The 21,082-nt window shown below is 37.4% G+C and carries 20 protein-coding genes; 12 read left to right on the plus strand and 8 right to left on the minus strand.

The features are described from left to right. Positions 1–427: 427 nt before the first annotated feature. A complete protein-coding gene (locus tag N7Z68_RS13805; RefSeq protein ID WP_275119064.1) occupies positions 428–1,849 on the plus strand; it encodes a hypothetical protein in 1,422 nt (473 codons plus the stop codon). 387 nt (positions 1,850–2,236) lie between these two features. Here the strand turns inward: N7Z68_RS13805 and N7Z68_RS13810 are convergent, their stop codons facing one another. After that, positions 2,237–3,670 carry a carbon starvation CstA family protein gene (locus N7Z68_RS13810; protein WP_275119065.1) on the minus strand — a complete coding sequence of 478 codons (1,434 nt, stop codon included), beginning with the start codon at positions 3,668–3,670 and terminating at the stop codon, positions 2,237–2,239. A 476-nt stretch (positions 3,671–4,146) separates the two neighbouring features. Here N7Z68_RS13810 and N7Z68_RS13815 point away from each other — a divergent pair, with 476 nt between their 5' ends. After that, positions 4,147–6,582: a S8 family serine peptidase gene (locus N7Z68_RS13815; protein ID WP_275119066.1), complete on the plus strand. Its 2,436-nt coding sequence runs from the start codon at positions 4,147–4,149 to the stop codon at positions 6,580–6,582. 101 nt (positions 6,583–6,683) lie between these two features. Then, positions 6,684–7,193 carry a DUF6933 domain-containing protein gene (locus N7Z68_RS13820; RefSeq protein ID WP_275119067.1) on the plus strand — a complete coding sequence of 170 codons (510 nt, stop codon included), beginning with the start codon at positions 6,684–6,686 and terminating at the stop codon, positions 7,191–7,193. 47 nt (positions 7,194–7,240) lie between these two features. Here N7Z68_RS13820 and N7Z68_RS13825 read toward each other — a convergent pair whose 3' ends face one another. Then, entirely contained in the window at positions 7,241–7,396 is a 156-nt protein-coding gene (locus N7Z68_RS13825; RefSeq protein WP_275119068.1) for an aspartyl-phosphate phosphatase Spo0E family protein, read from the minus strand. Positions 7,397–7,710: 314 nt separating this feature from the next. Here N7Z68_RS13825 and N7Z68_RS13830 point away from each other — a divergent pair, with 314 nt between their 5' ends. The 7 genes from N7Z68_RS13830 to N7Z68_RS13860 all read left to right on the plus strand — a co-directional run bounded on the left by N7Z68_RS13830 (position 7,711) and on the right by N7Z68_RS13860 (position 13,835). Further along, complete coding sequence (locus N7Z68_RS13830) at positions 7,711–8,226, plus strand: DUF1190 domain-containing protein (protein ID WP_275119069.1); 516 nt, start codon at positions 7,711–7,713, stop codon at positions 8,224–8,226. Then, the gene (locus tag N7Z68_RS13835) at positions 8,219–9,463 is read left to right on the plus strand and encodes a glutathionylspermidine synthase family protein (RefSeq protein WP_275119070.1); all 1,245 of its coding nucleotides are present in this window, start codon (positions 8,219–8,221) and stop codon (positions 9,461–9,463) included. Before N7Z68_RS13830 ends, N7Z68_RS13835 begins: the two co-directional genes overlap by 8 nt. Further along, positions 9,460–9,876 (plus strand): DUF350 domain-containing protein, encoded by a 417-nt coding sequence (locus tag N7Z68_RS13840; RefSeq protein WP_275119071.1) that lies wholly within the window; start codon positions 9,460–9,462, stop codon positions 9,874–9,876. The genes N7Z68_RS13835 and N7Z68_RS13840 overlap by 4 nt, the downstream gene beginning before the upstream one ends. Before the next feature lie 12 nt (positions 9,877–9,888). Continuing rightward, positions 9,889–11,133, plus strand: a complete 1,245-nt coding sequence (locus N7Z68_RS13845) for a glutathionylspermidine synthase family protein (RefSeq protein ID WP_275119072.1) — start codon at positions 9,889–9,891, stop codon at positions 11,131–11,133. Positions 11,134–11,226: 93 nt separating this feature from the next. Further along, entirely contained in the window at positions 11,227–12,246 is a 1,020-nt protein-coding gene (locus N7Z68_RS13850) for a potassium channel family protein (protein ID WP_275119073.1), read from the plus strand. Between the two features lie 238 nt (positions 12,247–12,484). Beyond that, positions 12,485–13,063 carry an RNA polymerase sigma factor gene (locus tag N7Z68_RS13855; RefSeq protein ID WP_275119074.1) on the plus strand — a complete coding sequence of 193 codons (579 nt, stop codon included), beginning with the start codon at positions 12,485–12,487 and terminating at the stop codon, positions 13,061–13,063. Continuing rightward, positions 13,041–13,835 carry a DUF4367 domain-containing protein gene (locus N7Z68_RS13860; RefSeq protein ID WP_275119075.1) on the plus strand — a complete coding sequence of 265 codons (795 nt, stop codon included), beginning with the start codon at positions 13,041–13,043 and terminating at the stop codon, positions 13,833–13,835. Before N7Z68_RS13855 ends, N7Z68_RS13860 begins: the two co-directional genes overlap by 23 nt. Positions 13,836–13,935: 100 nt before the next feature. Here the strand turns inward: N7Z68_RS13860 and N7Z68_RS13865 are convergent, their stop codons facing one another. Beyond that, positions 13,936–14,427 carry a hypothetical protein gene (locus N7Z68_RS13865; RefSeq protein WP_275119076.1) on the minus strand — a complete coding sequence of 164 codons (492 nt, stop codon included), beginning with the start codon at positions 14,425–14,427 and terminating at the stop codon, positions 13,936–13,938. Positions 14,428–14,641: 214 nt separating this feature from the next. Between N7Z68_RS13865 and N7Z68_RS13870 the strand changes: the two genes are divergently transcribed. Next, entirely contained in the window at positions 14,642–14,902 is a 261-nt protein-coding gene (locus N7Z68_RS13870; protein ID WP_275119077.1) for a hypothetical protein, read from the plus strand. Positions 14,903–14,995: 93 nt separating this feature from the next. Here the strand turns inward: N7Z68_RS13870 and N7Z68_RS13875 are convergent, their stop codons facing one another. After that, positions 14,996–15,253 (minus strand): hypothetical protein, encoded by a 258-nt coding sequence (locus N7Z68_RS13875; protein ID WP_275119078.1) that lies wholly within the window; start codon positions 15,251–15,253, stop codon positions 14,996–14,998. 224 nt (positions 15,254–15,477) lie between these two features. Here N7Z68_RS13875 and N7Z68_RS13880 point away from each other — a divergent pair, with 224 nt between their 5' ends. Continuing rightward, on the plus strand, positions 15,478–16,650 hold the full coding sequence (locus N7Z68_RS13880) for a cyclic nucleotide-binding domain-containing protein (RefSeq protein WP_275119079.1): 1,173 nt from the start codon (positions 15,478–15,480) through the stop codon (positions 16,648–16,650). Between the two features lie 54 nt (positions 16,651–16,704). Here N7Z68_RS13880 and N7Z68_RS13885 read toward each other — a convergent pair whose 3' ends face one another. The 4 genes from N7Z68_RS13885 to N7Z68_RS13900 form a co-directional block, all read right to left on the minus strand. Then, entirely contained in the window at positions 16,705–17,790 is a 1,086-nt protein-coding gene (locus N7Z68_RS13885) for a GerAB/ArcD/ProY family transporter (protein ID WP_275119080.1), read from the minus strand. A gap of 13 nt (positions 17,791–17,803) precedes the next feature. Then, on the minus strand, positions 17,804–18,976 hold the full coding sequence (locus tag N7Z68_RS13890; RefSeq protein WP_275119081.1) for a Ger(x)C family spore germination protein: 1,173 nt from the start codon (positions 18,974–18,976) through the stop codon (positions 17,804–17,806). Continuing rightward, positions 18,973–20,529 carry a spore germination protein gene (locus N7Z68_RS13895; protein WP_275119082.1) on the minus strand — a complete coding sequence of 519 codons (1,557 nt, stop codon included), beginning with the start codon at positions 20,527–20,529 and terminating at the stop codon, positions 18,973–18,975. Before N7Z68_RS13895 ends, N7Z68_RS13890 begins: the two co-directional genes overlap by 4 nt. 210 nt (positions 20,530–20,739) lie before the next feature. Then, on the minus strand, positions 20,740–21,081 hold the full coding sequence (locus tag N7Z68_RS13900; protein WP_275119083.1) for a hypothetical protein: 342 nt from the start codon (positions 21,079–21,081) through the stop codon (positions 20,740–20,742). Between the last annotated feature and the right edge of the window lies 1 nt (position 21,082).

Here is a 21,082-nt window from a genome sequence, read left to right on the forward strand (position 1 = left end):
TGTAGGCAAAATAATAAAAGGAGTGACAGATGCGGGTCAATACCAGTTTGACGGGCTCTAGAGGGAAATTTAAGGAGAAAGCGTGAAGCAAAGAGCCGGAATGGTGAGCGCTAGAGGGAAAAAATAGGAGAAAGCGTGAAGCCAAGAGCCGGATGGGTGCGCAGTAGAGGGGAAAATTAGGAGAAACCGTGAACCAAAGGGTAGGATTGATGTGCGCTATATTTCTATCAATCTCTAAAAAAACTACTAATCTAGCTAAATTAGGGTAGCTAATAATGTTTCGCGCAAAAAAACAAAAATAATTTAATAATACAAACCTCCACGTGTATCCAATAGCAGTGAAATTTCATATATTATTTTAAAATTAAACATGCATTCTTTATACAAGCAGTTGCAGCTAATACGCCTAGAAGGGAGTAAAATGTTTATGGTAGAATTAACAGCTGCTCATTGGATGTACCTTTTTGGCACAACGGTTATAATACTCACGATGTTGTTTAGACAAAATGTGGTTGTTCCTGCGATCGTTGTAACTTTTTTAGTGGGGTGGATCTATACAGGTTCATTCGTTAGTGGGTTACAATCAATCTTCAATGCTAGTTTAACTGCCGCTGGAGAGCTATTTAATATTTTTCTAATCATCGCGATTATGACGGCACTTCTCCACTCACTCAAGTCTATCGGTGCTGACCAACAAATGATAACCCCTTTTCAGCGCGTTATGAAAAATGGCCATATCTCGTTTTGGATCTTAGTATTCGTGACCTATTCAATTTCCTTATTCTTCTGGCCAACGCCTGCTGTACCGCTAGTTGGGGCATTACTTATTCCTGTAGCTATTCGGGCAGGACTGCCGCCGATTGGTGCAGCGATCGCTATATCCTTAGCTGGTCAAGGCATGGCTTTATCCTCTGACTATGTTATCCAGATTGCCCCGATGTTAAGTGCAACAGCTGCTGGAGTAGAAGTAAGTGCGGTTGCCGACAAAGCTTTTCTATTATCAATTGTTACTGGGGTTGTTGCAATTACGCTTGCGTACTTATTTTTAAGAAAGTCTATTTTACGTCCGTCTGATAAACATCTAATTAGTTGGGAAGCAATTAACTCAACGGTGGAAGATGAGGTAAAAGAGACGGTAAAGCAAAAGAAAGGTAAATCTAGCGTATTATTTGCAGTGCTCGTTCCTGTTTCGTTTCTCATCATTATTATCTACATGGTTTTGGCAAAATTTTCGAGCATTATTCCTTCCATTGAAGGCGGTTCGGGAGCAGCATTGATTGGTGGTACGGCTGCTGTACTATTAATAGCCGCAACATTCTTTAAAAATGTGAAGCAAGCACTTGGAAATGTCAGTGACAATATTGTCAAAGGATTTTTATTTGCCTTTAAAGCAATGGGGCCGGTTATTCCGATTGCTGGCTTTTTCTTCATCGGGAGCGGAGAATTATCAGCTAAAATTCTAGGTGTGGAAAGTTCGCCATCGTTTTTATTTGACCTTGTGCAAGCTGGTCAGCAACTCATTCCTGAAAGTGCATTTGTTGCAGGGTTCGGTATTCTCATGATCGGAATGATAACAGGTTTAGACGGTTCAGGGTTTTCAGGACTTCCTTTAGTTGGGGCGTTGTCAGGAGCATTAAGTCCGACTGTTGGAGTAGATGCGGCAACTTTAGCTTCGATCGGACAAATGGGGTCGATCTGGGTCGGTGGTGGAACATTAATTGCGTGGTCTTCACTTGTAGCCGTTGCTGGATTTGCTAAAGTACCAGTGATGGAACTGGTCCGGAAGAGTTTTATTCCTGTCGTGATCGGGTTGATCATTTCAACAATTTTTGGGTTAATATTCTTTTAAAAATTATTTAACAAGGTTGGCCTGGCGCCAGCCTTTATTTATTTTTGTGAAATATGTAAAGTAGGTTCTACCTAGCAACGACTTTTAAATAGGAATTGAGATTTAAGTATGGTCAGACCATCAATTTGGAACGATAGGTAATAAATACAAATCGAATGGTGAGGACGATGAATTTAAAGAAATTATTTAGTGAAAATTGGGTGCTTTTTATTATCTTATTCTATGTGGTTTTTGTAGGCGGATTTGTGGTTGCATTAACATTATTTGATTTTCTCTTACGTTAAATACAATTTTTTAACACCCCCATAGAATGAAAAAACGCTAGGAACGTAACCTCCTAGCGTTCAGTGTTTATCTAATTGTAAAGCTCATCACCAAAAGAAAGTGCTAAGCCACATTTTGTTTTTGTTCAAGTTGTACCAGCTTGGCTTTTCTCATTTGGAAAATAAACCAAATGGCAACGATTGTTGTAACAGCAATACCAATTCCGACAGAAACAGGATAAGGAAGACTAAATCCTTCTGGTGCGTAGAAGATGTATGTCCCGACAACACCTGTCATAAATAACGCAGGAATAGAGCAAATCCAGTGGAATTTCCCTTTTTGTAAGAGGTAAATCGCAGCTGTCCATAACATGACTGTAGCTACGACCTGGTTCGTCCATCCTACATACCTCCATAAGAAGGAGTAATCAATTTGTGTTAAATAGAAAGTAGGGATAATCACTGGGATAGCTAACAGTGATTGTTTCCACTTTGCTTCAAGCTTCCAGAAATTACGAAGTAAATCAACGAGCATCATTCGTGAAGATCGCAGTGCTGTATCACCAGTTGTTACAGGAAGAATAATTACCCCGATAATCGCAAGAATTCCCCCTAACGTTCCAAGCATAGACTTAGAGATGTGATCGACAACCCCGGCAGGACCACCTTCTGCGAGCATTGCTTGCAATCCACCTGTATTTCCAAAGAAGGTCATCGCCGCTGCTGCCCAAATCATCGCGATGATGGCTTCAACAATCATTGCCCCATAAAAAACTTTTCGTCCGTCACTTTCTTTTTTCATCGTTCTAGCGATGATCGGACTTTGCGTCGAATGGAAACCGGAAATAGCTCCACATGAAATTGTAATCATAATGAGAGGCCAAATCGGCAACTCCTGTGGGTGTAAATTTTCAAAGGTCAAATTTGGTATCGGTTGGTCTTGAAATAAGAGACCGATTCCAATTGCTAATGCCATAAAAATTAATACGGCACCAAAGATCGGATAAATTCGCCCAATAATTTTATTAATAGGTAGTAAGGCAGCTACTAAAAAATAACCAAAGATTATGAAAATAGCAACCGTAAAACTAAGCGGTGTAACAGAAGATAATAATTGGGCTGGACCTGCTGTAAAGGCAGCTGCTACTAAAATCATCAATATAATTGAAATGATGTTAATGATTGTCTTTGCAGTTGTCCCTAAATAACGGCCAACAATGGAAGGATACTGGTCTCCGCCATGTCGAACAGACATCATCCCAGCAAAATAATCGTGAACGGCACCTGCAAAAATAGCACCAACCACGATCCAAATAAAAGCAACAGGTCCATATAGAGCCCCCATAATAGCTCCAAAGATCGGACCTAGACCAGCAATGTTCAATAGTTGAATTAGACTTCCTTTTGCCCAACTCATCGGCATGAAGTCAAGGCCGTCCAGCTTCGTGTAAGCAGGAGTCTTCCTGTTGTCGTCAATGCCAAATACTTTTTCAACCATTTTAGAATAGAAAATGTAACCTAGAACAAGTAGTACGATAGATGCTAAAAACGTGATCATGTGTCTAATCTCCTTATATTACTATGTATGTATAATTTTATTACGTTATTTTACTAAAGTATTGAAGTAGTGTAAACAATATTTTGAAAAATTATATTATTATTTATTTATAATGATTTCAGGATCTTGTGAATTTTGGTCGAGAAATGTAAAAATGACAAAGTTCACCCCCTTATAAATTATTACTTATTACCTAGTTAATAAGACTGGAGATTAAAAAAATATGTAATAGAGTGAAAATTAATATGAAGGAATATAAGAAGATGAGATTGGTAGTAAATATATACTAATATTGAAGGTTGAACTTAGTCGAAACAAGAGGACCTTAGTATGAAAGGAAAACATTATGATAAAAGAGTATTTATTACACCGTTCGAAATTTTCGAAATACTCAAATTCCTATATAGAGAGGAGGTCCTATGAGTAGAGCAAAACAATGTGTTTGAAATATAAAAAAGAGAGGATGTTTACAAAAGATGCACAAAAGAATATCTAAATCTGTCTTATGGTTACTGACATTAGCACTCATTTTATCGTCATTTAGTATGAGTGCCTTAGCAAACACTGGTAGTAAGCAGCAAGCTAAGGAACTAAAAATCGCTGAAATATTTGGCGATATTGAAATGGCTTCGAAAGCTCCTACAACGGTCATCGTTGAACTAGAAGAAGAGTCGATCGTTGAAGCTAAACATAAAGGAAAGAACCAAACAAAACAAAAGTTAGCGACCGAAAGAGGAAAAGTCATTTCTGAACTCAAGAATAAGGTTTCTAACGCGGAAGTAAACCGTGAGTATGACCACGTATTCTCAGGATTTTCAGTAGAACTTCCTGCAAACGAAATTCCACAATTATTAACGACAGCAGGGGTTAAAGCAGTGTATCCGAATGTGGAGTATACAGTAGATGCGGTTGGTGGGGAAGAAATTTCAGCTGAGGCATTTAGTCCGTATATGATGGATAGTGCTCCATTTATCGGCTCGGACCTTGTTTGGGATGCTGGCTTTACAGGTGAAGGTGTGACTGTAGCGGTTATCGATACTGGTACAGACTACACACACCCAGATTTAGCACATGCATTCGGCGAGTATAAAGGATGGGATTTTGTTGATAACAACAATGATCCGCAAGAAACTCCTCCTGGTGACCCGCGTGGAGGATCAACGAACCATGGGACACACGTAGCTGGTACAGTTGCTGCTAATGGACAAATTAAAGGTGTTGCTCCAGATGCAACATTATTAGCTTATCGTGTTCTTGGACCAGGTGGATCAGGTTCAACTGAAAATGTTGTTGCCGGTATTGAACGAGCGGTTCAAGACGGTGCTGACATTATGAATCTATCATTAGGTAACACCTTAAACAACCCGGACTGGGCAACTTCGATCGCATTAGACTGGGCGATGGCTGAAGGTGTTGTGGCAGTAACATCAAACGGAAACAGCGGTCCAAACAACTGGACAGTCGGTTCTCCAGGAACTTCTCGTGAAGCGATTTCTGTAGGTGCAACACGTTTACCTTACAATGTGTTTTCTTCTGAAATCTTTACTTCTGAAGGTGTAGAATATCCTTCGGCAAAAGTAATGGGCTTCACTAGTGAAGATGAATTATTGGCTTTAGATGAAGGTGAGTATGAGTTTGTAGATGTAGGTCTTGGTTATCCTGCAGATTTTGAAGGAAAAGATCTTGAAGGGAAAATTGCCTTAATTAGCCGCGGTGACTTTGCATTCGTTGATAAAGCGACAAATGCGAAAAATGCAGGTGCTGTAGGAGCAATCATCTACAATAACGTTGCTGGTGAACATCCAGATGTGCCAGGAATGGCAGTACCGACAATTAAAACGACATTGGTTGATGGGCAAAAATTACTTGCTGAACTAGAAGCAGGAAACAATACGGTTTCTTTTGACATCGAGTTTGCTTATGAAGTTGGTGAAACTGTTGCAGATTTCTCTTCTCGCGGACCTGTTATGGAAACTTGGATGATTAAGCCAGATGTATCGGCACCTGGTGTAAATATCACAAGTACAATCCCTACACATAACCCAGATAACCCACATGGATACGGGGCATTTCAAGGAACATCAATGTCGGCACCACACGTAGCAGGTGCAGCAGCATTAATCTTACAAGCTAACCCAGCTTGGAATGTTGATCAAGTAAAAGCAGCGTTAATGAACACTGCAGAAGATATGATTGACCCAGCCACAGGAAAAGTATATCCACATAATACTCAAGGTGCTGGAAGTATCCGAGTGCTAGATGCAATTGAAACAGAAACTTTAGTTGCTCCTGGAAGCCATTCTTTCGGTAAATTCGTGAAAGACACAGGTAGACAAGTAGAGCGCCAAAGCTTTGAAATTCAAAATCTATCAAACGAAAGAAAGCGTTACAGCTTTGAAGTTGAATTTACTGGCAACCCAGACGGTATTAAAGTAATGACGAGTAACAATTTAAATGTACAACCTGGTAAAAGACAACAAGTGAATTTCAACGTTCAAGTGGATACTTCTAAGCTAACGCCAGGTTATTATGAAGGAACAATTAAAGTAAGTGATGGCGAAACTACTATAGATGTTCCTAGTATTCTATTTGTTGGTGAGCCAGATTATCCGCGTGTAACTGGTACTTTCTTTGAGAAGGATGGAGATAGCTATACTGTAGGTTCATACCTCCCAGGTGGTGCAGAAGTATTAGATTATGACTTTTATAAATTTAATGCTTCTGATGGAACAATCGGTTCTCTCCTAGGAACAATCGGTGAATTCACTAACGTTCCAGCCCCAATCCATGAATTGTCATGGGATGGTAACATCGGTGGAGAACAACTTCCAAACGGGCAATATGTACTTGCAGTTTACGTTGAACAAGGTGGAGTTACGGAGTATAGAGCATATCTAGTAACTAAAAACTAATCAAACCAAAACGATCCTTATAGAAAATCTATAAGGATCGTTTTTTCCTTTCTATAACTTTGCTATAATGATTAAAACAAATAATAACAGAGGTGATAGATTTGCTCACCATTCAATGTACGAAAAAACTACAAGACACTCTTAAGGTTCCGATGACGGATTTAACCGACTTAAACAACGAACCTTTATATTCTTGGCATGCACATCTGTTTCTTTACAAGAGAAAGAAATGTGTGTTAGTGATGAACAACGTTTCTCGGTATAACTTTCTATTGTATGGCTTAAAAGCTAGTGATTTCAAGCAGCTGGATCAAATCGTTATGGAAGAAATGAAGCGTAATATGGTAGCTGAGGGAATTGATGAACTTACGGTACATAAATACATGAAAGATTGCCAGTCGGTTACTTATACGAAAACAAGTGAGAGAAGCATTATTAGTCAAATAAATGAAATGATCAGCGTCGTCAAATACTGGATGGAACTCCGAGAACACGAAGGGAAGGAAATCAACATTGACGAGTTTAATCGAAAACTTAATCGTTTTGTTATGCTGAGGCTTCCCAAATCGTATTCTGGTGAAACGATGAAGGATGAATTACAACATTTGTAATTAACAGAAAGGCAACTCCACCTTATTAAGAAGGGGAGTTGCCTATATTAATGATAATTTTTGCTTTTCTCCAGTGTGTTTAATAGCTGGTCGAGTTCTTGACTGCTTTTAATGGTGATCTCAGAGGATAATCCATATTTTTTTCCGAAATTAACCAATTCACTGCGTTTAAGTTCAATCGTTTGCATTAGACTTGTAGGCATCTTTACGTAGGCCCCCCCATATTCTTTTTTCTGTCTCTCTAAAATAAAATTTAGTAAATATTTCGATAAATGGGTACTAAAATCCTATTAGAACTAAAAATATTTCAAAAAAACTTTTCTACATTTTTCTGCATCAAATGACCAATAAAGATATGACTATATTACTGGTTTAGAATGGGGGTTTCTACATACAGGTTTATCGATAAAACTATTTTTGAACAAATGGTTTACTACTGGTAGAATTTAATAGTCTTGAAACTAGTTTTGAAACTTTTTTATAAGTGTTTCGTAAGTAAGTACGGGAGGTGTAAATTATGAAAAAACCAAAAACAGATAAACTTCTTAAGGGGATTGTTGGTACAAGTGTTGCTCTTTTCGGTTTAGCCGGCTGTTCCACCAATACTCAAGAGGAATTATTTTCAGTTCCAGAGGAGTCTCCTACTCATAATCAGGCTGTAAATCCAGGATCCCCGCCATCTCCAGATGAAGCAGATTGTGATACGTGGACGTGGGATGCTGAAGGTGAGGTATACCAATGTGTCCAGGAGGGATCAGAGAATTATGGGCACTATTATTCAGGAGGCAGTTGGTTTCCTACAATTGCGGCATTTATGGCTGGGCAAGCGATCGGGAGAAATAGTTCCAATCAATCGAATGTAAATAATACACAAAGACGTCAGGAACCAACTGGGACAACGACAAATCAACAAAGGGTTAATCAAAACAATCAAACGACAACAGGTCAACAAACGAATCGTTCAAGCACAAATTCAGGTCAAGTAACCAATTCAAGATCTGGGATGGGTAGTGGTGGCAGTTTTGGTGGATAAACAATACAGTGAACGTAATGCCTTTTACAAGCAGATTCCGATGTTTTGGGATCGGTTATACGGAACGGAATACGCTTTGTACGATTGTCATTCCATTTCACCAGTTGAAGCGACTGAAGTAAGAAGGGCGACGAATGATGCTTATTCAATTTATAAAAAACTTAATCTTCTTTTAAAGAATGCACCTGATGAAACTTTATTAGATTTAGGATTTCCAGAGAGTGCGTTACCTTTTTTACGGATCGCACAAATTCCTTACGAAACAGTGATTGGTCGCTTTGATTTTGTAAAAACAATCGAAGGATTAAAGCTTATTGAATTCAATTCCGATACGCCAACGTTTATTCGTGAATTGTTTGAAGTGAACGGGCTCGTATGTGAACAATTTGGTGTAAGTAACCCCAATGAGAATGAGGAAGCTTATTTAGGAAAATCGATTCGGAATAGTATCTTTCATTGTGCACAATCCATCGGTGTCAAAGGGCATCCGTATGTTGTATTTACTGCTCATGAAGACGATATTGAAGACCGTGAAACGATGAACTATTTAATGGCTGTTGCCCGAATTAAGGGTACTGTTTTTATACCCCTTCGAGATCTGCAAGTCGTAGAAGGACAGGGCGTATATGATCCAAATGGAAAGAAAATTGATATCGTCTATCGCCATACATATCCTTTAGAAGCGCTATTAGAAGATAAGACGAGTGATGATTTTCCGATCGGTATTGAATTTATGAAATTAGTCAAGCAGAAAAGAGTCGGGATGTTAAATCCAGTGTCCGCGTTTTTAATGCAAAGTAAAGCCGTCATGGCGGTTATATGGGGGATGTTTGAACAACGTCATCCATTTTTTAGTGAAGAAGAATACGCTATCATTGAAAGATATTTTTTACCTACTTATTTAGATGAAGATCCGTTTTATGAAACGGATGAGATTTACGTTTCCAAACCAGCCTTCGGACGTGAAGGCGATACGGTTGAAGTCCGACAAAATCGTCATGCGATTTATGTTCCAAAGCAAAAAACGTATGATCAATATGTAAAGGTGTTCCAAAAATATGTTGATCTTCCGGCAACGGTGATCCAAACAGAAGAGGGATCTAAAAGCGTGCACTTATTAATCGGCAGTTTTATTATCAATGAAAAACCGAGTGCGTTTGGCCTTCGAGCAGGCGATAAAATTACAAATAACTTATCATATTTCTTACCTTGTGGTGTGAAAGGAGAAAGTGAATGAATTTAACCTATTATTTACAAACTTTTGATCACTTTTTAATCTACTTAGCAGCGTCATTAGTATTATTTTTGATTGGTACTTATATTTTTAAATTAATTACCCCATACTCTGAACGAGCACTTATTAAAGAAGGGAATATAGCCGTTTCTCTTAAACTATTAGGTAAGATGGCAGGGCTTGTCGTTGTTCTTCAGTCGGCGATCCGGAGCTCGATCAATCTAGTTGATTTAGCGATTTGGGCCATTATTGCTATTATTGTGCAAATCGTGCTTCACTTAGTCATTGAGTATGTTTTTACTCGAAATACGAATTTGGCGAAAGAAGTGGAAAAAGGAAATGTTGCTGTTGGTCTTTTCTTAGGTGGTGTTTCTATTCTCGTCGGTATGATTGTTGCTGCAGCTATAAGTTATTAAAGGAGGTCCTCAATGCTTCCATACCAATCATTAACAAAGCCGTTTCACCCGGAAACGTATTTAAAATCCTGGGAAGCGGTAGAAAAGAAAGTAGCGGAAAAAGGCTTTACATGGGCAAGTTTATATGAAAATTATGAAGACAATCAATATATGAGTGACTCTTTATTACTTGTTCCAGAAATGATGGTTCGCGAAATTGAAAATGCGTCAAGAGCGGCCCACGATATCTTTACGAAAACGTACGAGCAAATTGTAAAAAATCCACATACGATTCATGAGTTAGGTTTGCCAATTATGCTGTGGGACTTGTTTCAGAAGCTGGGCAAGACAAAATTTTCTTACTTTACGAGATATGATTTTATTGCGTCAGCTAGCGGTTTAAAAATAATCGAGGCTAATACGGATACACCCGTAGGCATAGTAGAATCAGCTATTGCACAAGAAGTTCTTTGTAATGAGCATAAGAGTAAAAATCCAAACGCACACATCAACCAAAAAGTGAAAAGTACCTGGGAGCAAATCATTCGTGATTATGACATTCGCAGCAGCGACACGCTCTATTTTACGTGTGCGGATTGGCACGATGAAGATAAACAAACCGTGAAATATTTAATGGAATTGTTTCCGCAACAAGCGAAATATGTTCCACTTGAACAGATTGTAGTAGATAAAGAGGGTGTGAAAACGCCTGATGGCGAATCGATTGAATTTTTATATCGTCTCTATCCCTTAGAATACTTTCTAGAAGAGCAAAGTGGAACTGGTGAACCAATTGGTGAACAATTTTTAGTTCATATTATCAATAAAAAATTGAAGGTTATTAATCCGCCTGCTGCACTACTTATGCAATCAAAAGCGATATTAGCACTCATTACAGCCAAAAAAGAAGAGTGGTATACGAGAATGGAACAGGCTGCGATCGAAAAATATTTTTTACCAACTTATTTTTCTGCTGATTCTTTAAGGGATACTTATGTTAAAAAACCGGTATTAGGACGAGAAGGTGGAGGCATCCGTGTTGTTACAAACGGGAGAATTCTCGATGAGGATGTTGACTACTATCAAGATCAACAAGCGGTTTATCAGCAATATTTCCCGATGCCCGATCAAACCATTGATACGTGGGATGGTCCATATACTGGAAAGTTATTAATTGGTTCTCACGTTATGAACGGCGAACCGAGTGGTTTGTTCTTCCGAGTTGGCGGCTTTATAACAGGTAACTTATCAATGTTTGTGCCATACACAACGGCTTGATGTGAAATTCTAATCTCATTCAATGAACGGGAAGGGTTAGCTTCCCGTTTTCTTTGGTTAATTAGTTATTGAAAACGGAAGGAGGGGACTCAGTTGCATTTCTTTCTGAAAATTAGTCTGGGCTTAATTAAAATGAGGAATTTAACTTTATTTATTACATCACTAGTTTTCATTATAATGTGCACCATTATTATGTACCTGTTGGAACCAGATACATTTGAAAGTGTTTTGAATACGTTTTATTTTGTCATGACGACTTTTTCTACGGTTGGATACGGAGATTATTCTCCTGTCACGATGTCTGGCAAAATGTTTGCTGTCTTTATGTATTTATTTGGTATTGGTTTGCTAGGGGTCGTAATTGGAAAAATCGTAGATGCATTCACGATCTTTAGGAGAAAAAGGGAGGAAGGGAAGTTGAGCTATATCAAAGAAGACCACGTCATTATTATTGGTTGGGGAAAGAAAACGGACTTTGCTGTTAAAGAAATTCTCGACTCTGATCAACAGGTAGAGGTCATTATTATTGACACTCTACAGCAGGCTCCAATCGATGTTTCAAATAACAGAATTCATTATATTCAAGGGGACCCTACTGAAGAAGAAACATATGAAAAAGCAAATATTGAAAAGGCCCGTGCTGTTATTGTGTTTGCAGATGACACGATTCAAGATGGCTCACTAAAAGATGCGAAAACGCTATTAGTTGCGATTACTGTTGATCGCTTGGCACCAGAAGTACATACTACCGTTGAAGTGTTAACCGAAAAACATATTTCCAACTTCTCTCATGTACGAGTAGATGAGTTTATATTATCGCAAGAAACAATATCTAGCTTAGCGGTTCGATCAGCGATGTATAAAGGGGTAAGTAAAGTTTATTCCCAATTAATTAGCAGGCAACACGGTGAAGATTTGTACAAAGTGACGAAAAAGGAAAATTGGGTGACGTACAATGACGCGTTTCAGGAGTTACTCACTAAGGGAGCAACATTGATTGCTGACCGGGATCAACTGAATATAAATAGAAGATTACAAGAGAAAATTCCTGACGAAGCGGTGTTATATATCATTTGTAACAAAGAAACTTACAAGGCGTTGTCAGAAAAGTAATAGCTTTTAAAATTTCGCCTTAACAGGTCCAATCTAGGCATATTATTAAATTATTCAGATAGATTTATCATACAAAGAGTTCTCGGATTTCCTGTTTGGATCGAGAGCTTTTTTGAGTGTTCTTCATAGATTTTTATACTTAACAAAATATGAAATGACATATCAATAAATACATAATTTGCTACAATTGGTATAGTTAGTAGAAAATAGAGTTATTATTTCCAAGATGGGAGAAACTATGAAAAAGTTCATTTTATCTTTTTTTAATAAGAAGGCAAATCATACGCTGGATTTATCGACTCAAAAAGTCATTTATAATCAATATTATCCTTGTATTTATCGTACGGCTTATCGATATTGTGCTGATGAAGATATCGCTAAAGATATTGTCCAAGATACATTTATTCGCGCTTTTAAATACATTTCTACTTATGAAGAAAAGGAAAATACTAGCTTTGAAGCGTGGCTAGTTACGATTGCTAGAAATGAAGCATTAAAATATTTAAAAAGTGTCAGCAAGCGTAACGAAATACTGAAAGAAGAGATTGAATTAACTGAAGAGTATTCTTCAGTTGAAACGGAGATCATGAATCGATTAACGATAGAAGAATTACAAGAGATCATTTGTGACCTCCCAGAGATTTCAAGGGTCATCTTTTTACTACGGTATGTACATGATCTGCCTTATAAAGAGATTTCGGAGCGTCTTAACCTCCAAGAAAATACAGTCAGGCAACGTGCTTTTCGAGTAAGAAACTTTATTCAAAAAGGTATGAAAAACGAGGGGGATCATGATGAACAGTCCAAAATGGGATAATGAAATAAAAAATGCAACAAAAAATGCATTGAATGAAACGAATATTCCTCTACCTGATAAAGAAGAAATATGGAATCGCATTCAGATTGAACTAAAGAAAGAACAAGAAGTCCAAATGAAAAAAAATAATCTAAAGAAATACAGTGGTTTGATAGCAGCTAGCATTATATTAATTGTATTTTTATCAAGCCCTACAGGATCTTCCGCTTTTTCAAGTGTCGTACATGTTGTTAATCAATGGAAAGACAATGTCGTTCAGTTTGTTGTACAAACTGACCATACAGATGAAGGAGCAGCACTAACTCCAGCCCCAGGTGAAGAGTTTATGCTGGATGAAAACGAACAAGAAGCCATTTTAACGGAATCACAAATAAAAGAAGTGGACCTAGACGAAGGGAAAGCGATGGTTAAATTTGATGCTTTATTTCCTATAGAAGATAAGTTGCTTGGCTCATACGAACTTCAGAAAGTAAGAGTATGGACGAATTCACAAGAGACTAGTGCTGAGAAGATAGAATTAGCTTATTCTGATGGGGAGTTTTGGTTTTCTATTTTACAAGAAAAAATACCAGAACACTTTAGCAGAAGTATTGAATATAATCTAGATCAGGCTGAAGTGAGTGAAGTGATGATCGGACATTTTCCAGCAACCGTAGTTGTGTCCAATAACATAACTAATCTAGAGTATATTTTAGGTAATAATTATATTACAATTTTTGGAGCATTATCTGAAGATGAAGCTATTAATGTAGCCAACCAGTTAAAGGAGTAGTGGAGGTTATTGAATAAATTAAAGCCCAGCCGATACCGTTAAAAAATCGTTGGCTGGGCTTTGTTTTGCTCTTTTCTACTAATTGCATTTAGTTCATCTTTTAAAGTGGAACCAAAATATGTCTACTGTAACGTGTGACTTGTTCGGTGGTCCTGCCGGATCGAACATAGTGTAAAGTTCGCGCTCGGTAATAATAGCCTTTTGTCACAACATAACTTTGTGAGGCAGAAGTGAAATACCAATTATAATCGATAAAGGGACCTCTTGAACCTATTGTATTCCATCTAGATCCATCCCATCGTTGAATTTCAAGAGTAAGCCGTAACTCATCCACCGTTCTAGTCGTATACGTATCCCCAGAAACCCGAACCGTATTATTACTTCTGGAAATACTGCTATATGCATTACTAATGAGAGATGATGAGGTACTAAAAGTAGCAATTAATTCCTCACTATTGTCATAATCAATTGGCGGTGGGGGAGTTAAAGCACCTGCCTCCAACTGGTCTTCCACCGCTATTGTACTTGTTGTACAGGTGAAAACAGCCAAAGAAAATAAACAAAACATAAAAGTCGTTCGAATTAGAAACATGAAATAATTCCTCCTTATTAAGTGATTCAATTCTACTAATCTACTTAAACATTAACTTGTTACGAAAAATATCAGAAATTATATTTAAGTTTTTAAAAAACATATGATTTCAGTGCCGAACGCCAAAAAAATTTATTTTTGTGTAACAAAAGAGAAACTTTAACGATTAATTCTAATAGAGTTGATGTTTGTTTAATTAAAGGAGATGGTAATATTGAAACTTATTATCGGTAATAACTTAAGTGATGCAATCATTGAAGTAGATACAATCATTAAAGGGAAAGTAAAGGGTGACATTCAGGTACTAAGTGGGGCAAAACTATTTTTGTACGCTGAACTGACAGGTGATCTGTACCTAAGAAAACATTCAACAGTCAGTATATATAATTCAATTGATGGTACGGTTTATAATGATGGTGGAATAGTGGAAGGGGATAAGAAATTACTAAAACAGCTTGAAGTACTCAGTCAATAATTGGTGAAACTAATGAATGATAATTTAGAACTGAAATAGATTGTTGCCCTGAAGCTTGTTTGGCAACAATCTATTTACACTTTAGAGAAGGCCTTATCGTTCATCTGATTCTTCAATAACAGCTGGATTGAATAAGGAATGTGACATTGATTGATCGATCTCATCTATAGGCAAATCACCAGTATAAGCTTTGATTTCTTGCTCAATCTTTCTTAAATCATCCTTAACGACTTCGAAAGTTTCATTAGCAGGCTCTAGTTCATTTAATTTGCTTTGTAACATTTGCCTTGTTTCCATTAAAACATGGACACTTTGTAACTTTTCAACATAGGTTAATTCTTGCCTTTCCATTATCTCCCTCCTCCTTTTTCATAGCTTTCCAAGTTTCTGATTTTATATGTATTTTGTTTCATTGTATTAACATGAAGTATGCATTTAATATTAATCTAGTTTCTAAAATCCTTCTACATTGCTAAATATTGCTGTCCGGTACCTACTATATTTGCCCCATTGCATCTACTATAATTAAAGGTATGACTAAAATAACACCTTTGTGAAACTAGGAGCGGGTTACTATGAGTAGTAAAACTCTTAATGTGTATCATGAAATAAAAAATAATCCGTTTGGGGCGGAGTTTACTGATGATGAGGTTAACATTATCACTCAACATTCAAAAGTAATGATGACTGAAAAAGATGAATATATCGTTCGTGAAGGAGATCCTGAACCATCTTTATATATCATCCAAACCGGTAGTGTTGGCCTATACCAGGAGAAGAGGGAACGCGAACAGTTAGTAACCGTCTTAAACGATGGTGATTTTGTTGGGGATCTAGCAGAGGTTGGTGGTCATGGTTCAACCACTGCAATTAGGACGAGACAACCTTCCTTATTAATAAAAATTAACGTTACAAATCTATTAGATAATCCTAACTATAAAAGTCTTCAAGTAAAGTTATTACGAAAGATGGTGAAGCAGCTTTCGTTAGAAGTACAGCATAAGAATGAAATGATGCTAGAAGAAGAAGAAAGACAACGTAAGGAGTTGAAATCCTACAAAGCTCTCGGGTTACTTGCTACGAATCTACTAGTCGTTCTATCGATTTATACACTTATGCTTATGTCGCTTACCCACTTTGTTGATTATCACGGAGTTTCTACTTTTGTTGATGTTGCATTATTAATCGGGTTTGCGTTTGTTATGTATACGATCCTAAAGAAAAGTGGATATCCGTTAAAGTCCTTCGGTTTATCGCTGGACAAATGGAAGGTTCATGTAAAAGACGCTATTCTTCTTACGCTGCCTGTATTATTCTTTTTCCTGGTTTTGAAATGGGGCCTTATTACTTTTATACCGGCATTTGCTGATATTGCATTGTTTAATCCAACTGCAGCGTTTTCTGAAATAGGCTTTAGTTTTTCTATCTTTTTAATAACCATTATCGTATACATTTTATTTTCTGTCGTTCAAGAATTTATTGCCAGAGCTGGTCTGCAATCCGCATTTTATCGATTTCTACCAGGTTCAAAAGGAAATCATTTGAAATCAATTATTCTATCAAATTTACTTTTTGCCATGGCTCATTCGCATATTGGTACGTTATTTGCACTCGCCGCTTTTATTCCAGGCTTATTCTGGGGGTGGATGTTTGCCAGGCAAAAGTCATTCGTCGGTGTTTGCGTCTCACATATGCTAATAGGAATATGGGTTATTTTTATATTAGGCTTTACAGAATTTATCGGTTAAATGAAGCAAAAAGGGAGATCTCGGTAAGAAGATCTCCCTTTTTATTATCACTAGCTAGTTCATTGACTCTGTTTCTGAATGAGTCGTACTGCTCTTAAACTTGGCTCTAACTAAATAGACGATTGGCAGTAAAACGATTACACTGGTTAAAGTGTAATACACAAGCATCGTATCTAACATGATTTTATCTTTGTAAAAGTAAAGTGAAAGAAAATACACCAACAGAACAGAACCCAATATAGAAAGTTTTGGTGCTTTTTCTATAAGGGCAGGCGATACACACTTTAATAAAGCAACTACATAGTAGCCTGTACGAATAAAACAACCAAAGGTCATGAGAGATAAACCATAAACATCAAAACGGTCAATAAACCCTAATGAAACCATACGGACTGAACTTAAGGCAGGATGCGTAAGAGCTTGTGACTGTTCTAGTCCAAAGACGGTAATTGTTCCAGCGCCGGTACTAACGACAAGTAAGACATTAATGAAAATTGAAATGAGGAGAATATATAACATCGTTTTCGATTCTTTTTTGCGAAAATTAAACACAGCTAAACTAAAAACTTCTGCCCACATAGCGGTTATAATAAATACACCCCAAAAAACAGGCGTAAATCCATACTCTAAAATAGGAAGAAGATGCTGCCAAGTTCGTTGACCGCCTAGCATTAGCGAAATCGTGTGCCCGCTGATCATAATGATAATAGTCAAAACAGCAGCACACCACGCAATCACCTTAATGCCTTTCATCACACTATATAAAACAAGCGCACTAAACAATATACCGAAAAACCAAGAAGGAGTCTCTTCAAAAAAGCCAACATGCAACATTTCCGATAAACCACTAACTGTTAAGCTTGCTAGAAATAGAAAGTAAATAAACCAAATGAACAGAAGGACCGGACCAAGGACAGTTCCAAACAATTTCATGGTTCTTTCAAAAAAAGATAGCTTTGGCTCAATGTTCATCAGTTTCCATGTTAAATATGCAAATAAAAAGCCTATGGGTGTGGACATGATTGCAGCAACCCACACATCCCTGCCGGATATGTCCCAAAGCATGGGGAGGAGCAGGACATGGGCCATAATCGGTAAACTCATAAATAATAAAAAAAATACAGCTCGTCGTTGAAGCATAGGTTGATCACCTTCAATTCTTAATCCAAGGAAGCTGAAATCGCTTGGGTGGACCCTGGTTTGGTTCTCTGTTGGTGTTTTCTATCAGGTTAAAGTTCTCAATATTGGTCTCAACTGTAATATTTACTTTTGCTGTTTTAAAAGCAGTATCCCAATTGTCTTGTACTTGTTTCCAATAGGTTGGTAGTTGACGACGCACCTCTGTGCCAAATCCGAGTATGTCTGTAACAGGCTCTTCTCTCATTTTGGCTAGTAACTTTTCCATTCTTGCTTGGAGTTCTTCTGAGTAAGCTTTTCCTATTTTTTTAAACATTAGACCGTCCAATTCAGTGCTTGAATGCCATTCATTGATGTTAGCGTCTGTGTTAACAGAAACATCTATGATTAATTCATTATTTTGTAGTCTTGTATGAATTGAAGTACGGGCTTGTAACCGCTCTAAAGCAAACCAGTCATCACCATCGGGAACTTGCATAGTAAATGTATCATTGCCTGCTTCATTCCGATAATACCGAAGAGCATCCGCCAGAATGTCATTGATATCTTTAACATAAATACCTTCTTTTAAGATAGCCGTCCCATCCAAATCAATATGGGGTTCTTTTTGATTTTCATCGGCATGTTTTTTTAATCTTATAACATACGCACACCCGCCAGGTTCATAACTCATTTCCATGAACTCTTTTAAGGTAGTTGTTATGACTCTTTGATGACTATCTTCAGCAGCTTCTATTCCATTAGCCAAACTTATCCCTGTAAGTGGATCTACTGGTGAAGGTAACGCAAGTAAAGTTCCTGGTTGGTCAGCAATAAATAAATAACTGGTCAGCCGAAACATTTGATCGCGATAAATAATATCAAGCGCAGGAAATATCCCTTCTTTTGCGATCTCGGTACTTACTACGAAAGTTTGAGCATGAGATAAATAAATTCTTCTATGAACTCCTTTAATAGCCGAACGTAAGGATTGATGGGCAGATAGACCTTCAGAAGCAATCATGATATGGGCATCAGTTGCTCCTTGCTCCAATTTAACAGGTTGAAGAAATTGAAGCTTAGGCGTATATAGATCTCCCTCCTTTTCAATCGCGACTGCTGCAACGAAGGCAGACTCACCAAGTTCTTTAGAACTCCAACAACCCGTAAGTAAAATACAGATTATTAAGCTTATGAGAGCTCTTTTCATAGTTGCTCATCCTCAGGTTCAAATCGATATTTTTTCGGATCCTTTTGTAACGGGATAGACTTGGCCCGTGTATCTTTATAAAAATTAGGATGCAAACGAATAAATACATCACGCCAATCATTAAATACCGCTGGTGAAATCGGTGAAAGGTAAGGGATACCAGCAGATTTAATACTACTTAAATGAACGAGTAAAACGAGATTTGCTAATATTAATCCATACAAGCCAATAATTGAAGCGGGTACAATAAATAAAAACCGTAAAATGGCTGAACTATCGCTCAATGGAGTGACAACAAATGAGGTTATCCCCGTAATCCCGATAATGATTATCGTTGGTGTTCCGACTACTCCTGCTTGAACGGCTGCATCCCCTAAAATTAAGGCACCGACAATTGACATTGCTTGACCGATTGCTTGTGGCATGCGAACCCCAGCTTCACGCAGTATTTCAAAGACAATTAACATCATCACGAGCTCCATAACAAGAGGAAAGGGGACGCCTTCTCTTGCGGCTGCAATACTAGCAAGTAGTTCTGTTGGAATCATTTCTTTATGAAAGTTTTGTGTGGCAACATATAAAGCTGGAAAGTTAATAGAAATTCCAAAAGATAGAAAGCGAATAATTCGTACTAATGAGCTATAGTATTGCCTCGAATAATAATCTTCAGCAGTTTGAAAAGCCTCTACAAATAAATAAGGTATCGTCAACGCAATCGGTGTGCCGTCTACAAGAATTCCAATACGACCTTCTAAAATTTTTGCGGCTAGCTTATCAGGCTTTTCGGTATTTCCGATAGTAGGAAATATGGAACTAGGATCATCTTCAATGAATTCTTCAATATAGCCAGATTCAAGAATTGTGTCATGCTCTATTTTGTTAATTCGCTTTTTTATTTCTTTCACTAAACGAGGAGAAGCTAGGTCGTGTATGTAAACGAGGCAAACTTTTGTATTAGTAGCTGCTCCAACCGTAATTACTTCAAATCGAAGGTTAGGGTTGACAATTTTTCGACGTATTAAAGTTAAACTTACACCTAACGTTTCATTGAAACCTTCACGTGGTCCGCGAACGGTCGCTTCTGTTTCAGGTTCATCAATTGACCGCATTTCCCAAGCTGAAATGGCTAATTTAATCGCCTCTGTTTGACCTTCTAAAAGAAAAATGCTATTCCCTGAGAGAAGTTCTTTAATTAATATATTTAAGTCTTTTACCCTGCTAATGGGCAATAATTGTAAAGCTGTTTGTTCGAGTTGATCGAGTGTTTCAATCTCTTCGTCAGTTTGAAGTAAAGGAGTTAAAAAAAACTCATTAAGTAAATTTTCGTCTACAATTCCATCAATAAATAAAATTGCACCTTTTAAATTAGTTTCTCGTATGATGACTTCACGAATCACTAAGTCGGGAGCATTGCCTAAAGTAGACTTTATATATTGGACATTTTTATAAAGGCTTTTTTCAATTGGCCTTTTTTCTAGCTGAACATTAGAAGATTTCGGTTCAACGTTTTTTTGTGACCTCCTGACTTTCTTGAGAAAGGAAAACAGACCCATGTTGAATTCCACCTTTATCATTCAGTCTACTTTAATACAAAACGTAGGTTACCTCACTTATTGTAGGTTTATCCATTTAATAGTAAATTTCTTTTGATATAAAAATTTTAAAATACAAAGAAGCGGATGACGATAATGTCATCCGCTTCTTCTATATTGAAAGAACATTCACCAAACTTATTGATTTTGTATCCCTGATCACCAACTTATTTATGCTGAACCATTAATGGAGTCTTTAATTGTACTAATAGCGTCTTTAATAGTAAATGTAAGCTCATGTATACCTTCATTAATCGAATGTAATACATTATTTTGTTCATTTATTGTTTCTGTTTGTTCCTGGATCATTTGATTTGTTGTTCCAATTTCATCGATAAGAGAAGAGAAACCGAAAAACAAAACACCAATTCCTAGCAGGGCCACTAGCAGCCAGAGCCAACCTTGGTTGTACCAAGGTTTTTTATTCTTTTCTGGTTCAGGTGATGAATGATGCTCGTTTGGCAAATGATTGTTTTCTTGATTATGGCTCTGGTTTTTTGATTGACGATCCATA

The sequence above is a fragment of the Alkalihalobacterium chitinilyticum genome, assembly GCF_029028005.1.
GTDB classification, from domain to species: domain Bacteria; phylum Bacillota; class Bacilli; order Bacillales; family Bacillaceae_F; genus Alkalihalobacterium; species Alkalihalobacterium chitinilyticum.

Coding starts and splice junctions, on each gene's coding strand:
- N7Z68_RS13815 (WP_275119066.1), top strand. CDS start 4,147: ATGCACAAAAGAATATCTAAATCTGTCTTATGGTTACTGACATTAGCA.
- N7Z68_RS13895 (WP_275119082.1), bottom strand. CDS start 20,529: ATGGGTCTGTTTTCCTTTCTCAAGAAAGTCAGGAGGTCACAAAAAAAC.
- N7Z68_RS13900 (WP_275119083.1), bottom strand. CDS start 21,081: ATGGATCGTCAATCAAAAAACCAGAGCCATAATCAAGAAAACAATCAT.
- N7Z68_RS13865 (WP_275119076.1), bottom strand. CDS start 14,427: ATGTTTCTAATTCGAACGACTTTTATGTTTTGTTTATTTTCTTTGGCT.
- N7Z68_RS13810 (WP_275119065.1), bottom strand. CDS start 3,670: ATGATCACGTTTTTAGCATCTATCGTACTACTTGTTCTAGGTTACATT.
- N7Z68_RS13805 (WP_275119064.1), top strand. CDS start 428: ATGGTAGAATTAACAGCTGCTCATTGGATGTACCTTTTTGGCACAACG.
- N7Z68_RS13890 (WP_275119081.1), bottom strand. CDS start 18,976: ATGAAAAGAGCTCTCATAAGCTTAATAATCTGTATTTTACTTACGGGT.
- N7Z68_RS13860 (WP_275119075.1), top strand. CDS start 13,041: ATGAACAGTCCAAAATGGGATAATGAAATAAAAAATGCAACAAAAAAT.
- N7Z68_RS13830 (WP_275119069.1), top strand. CDS start 7,711: ATGAAAAAACCAAAAACAGATAAACTTCTTAAGGGGATTGTTGGTACA.
- N7Z68_RS13885 (WP_275119080.1), bottom strand. CDS start 17,790: ATGCTTCAACGACGAGCTGTATTTTTTTTATTATTTATGAGTTTACCG.
- N7Z68_RS13855 (WP_275119074.1), top strand. CDS start 12,485: ATGAAAAAGTTCATTTTATCTTTTTTTAATAAGAAGGCAAATCATACG.
- N7Z68_RS13825 (WP_275119068.1), bottom strand. CDS start 7,396: ATGCCTACAAGTCTAATGCAAACGATTGAACTTAAACGCAGTGAATTG.
- N7Z68_RS13880 (WP_275119079.1), top strand. CDS start 15,478: ATGAGTAGTAAAACTCTTAATGTGTATCATGAAATAAAAAATAATCCG.
- N7Z68_RS13875 (WP_275119078.1), bottom strand. CDS start 15,253: ATGGAAAGGCAAGAATTAACCTATGTTGAAAAGTTACAAAGTGTCCAT.
- N7Z68_RS13840 (WP_275119071.1), top strand. CDS start 9,460: ATGAATTTAACCTATTATTTACAAACTTTTGATCACTTTTTAATCTAC.
- N7Z68_RS13845 (WP_275119072.1), top strand. CDS start 9,889: ATGCTTCCATACCAATCATTAACAAAGCCGTTTCACCCGGAAACGTAT.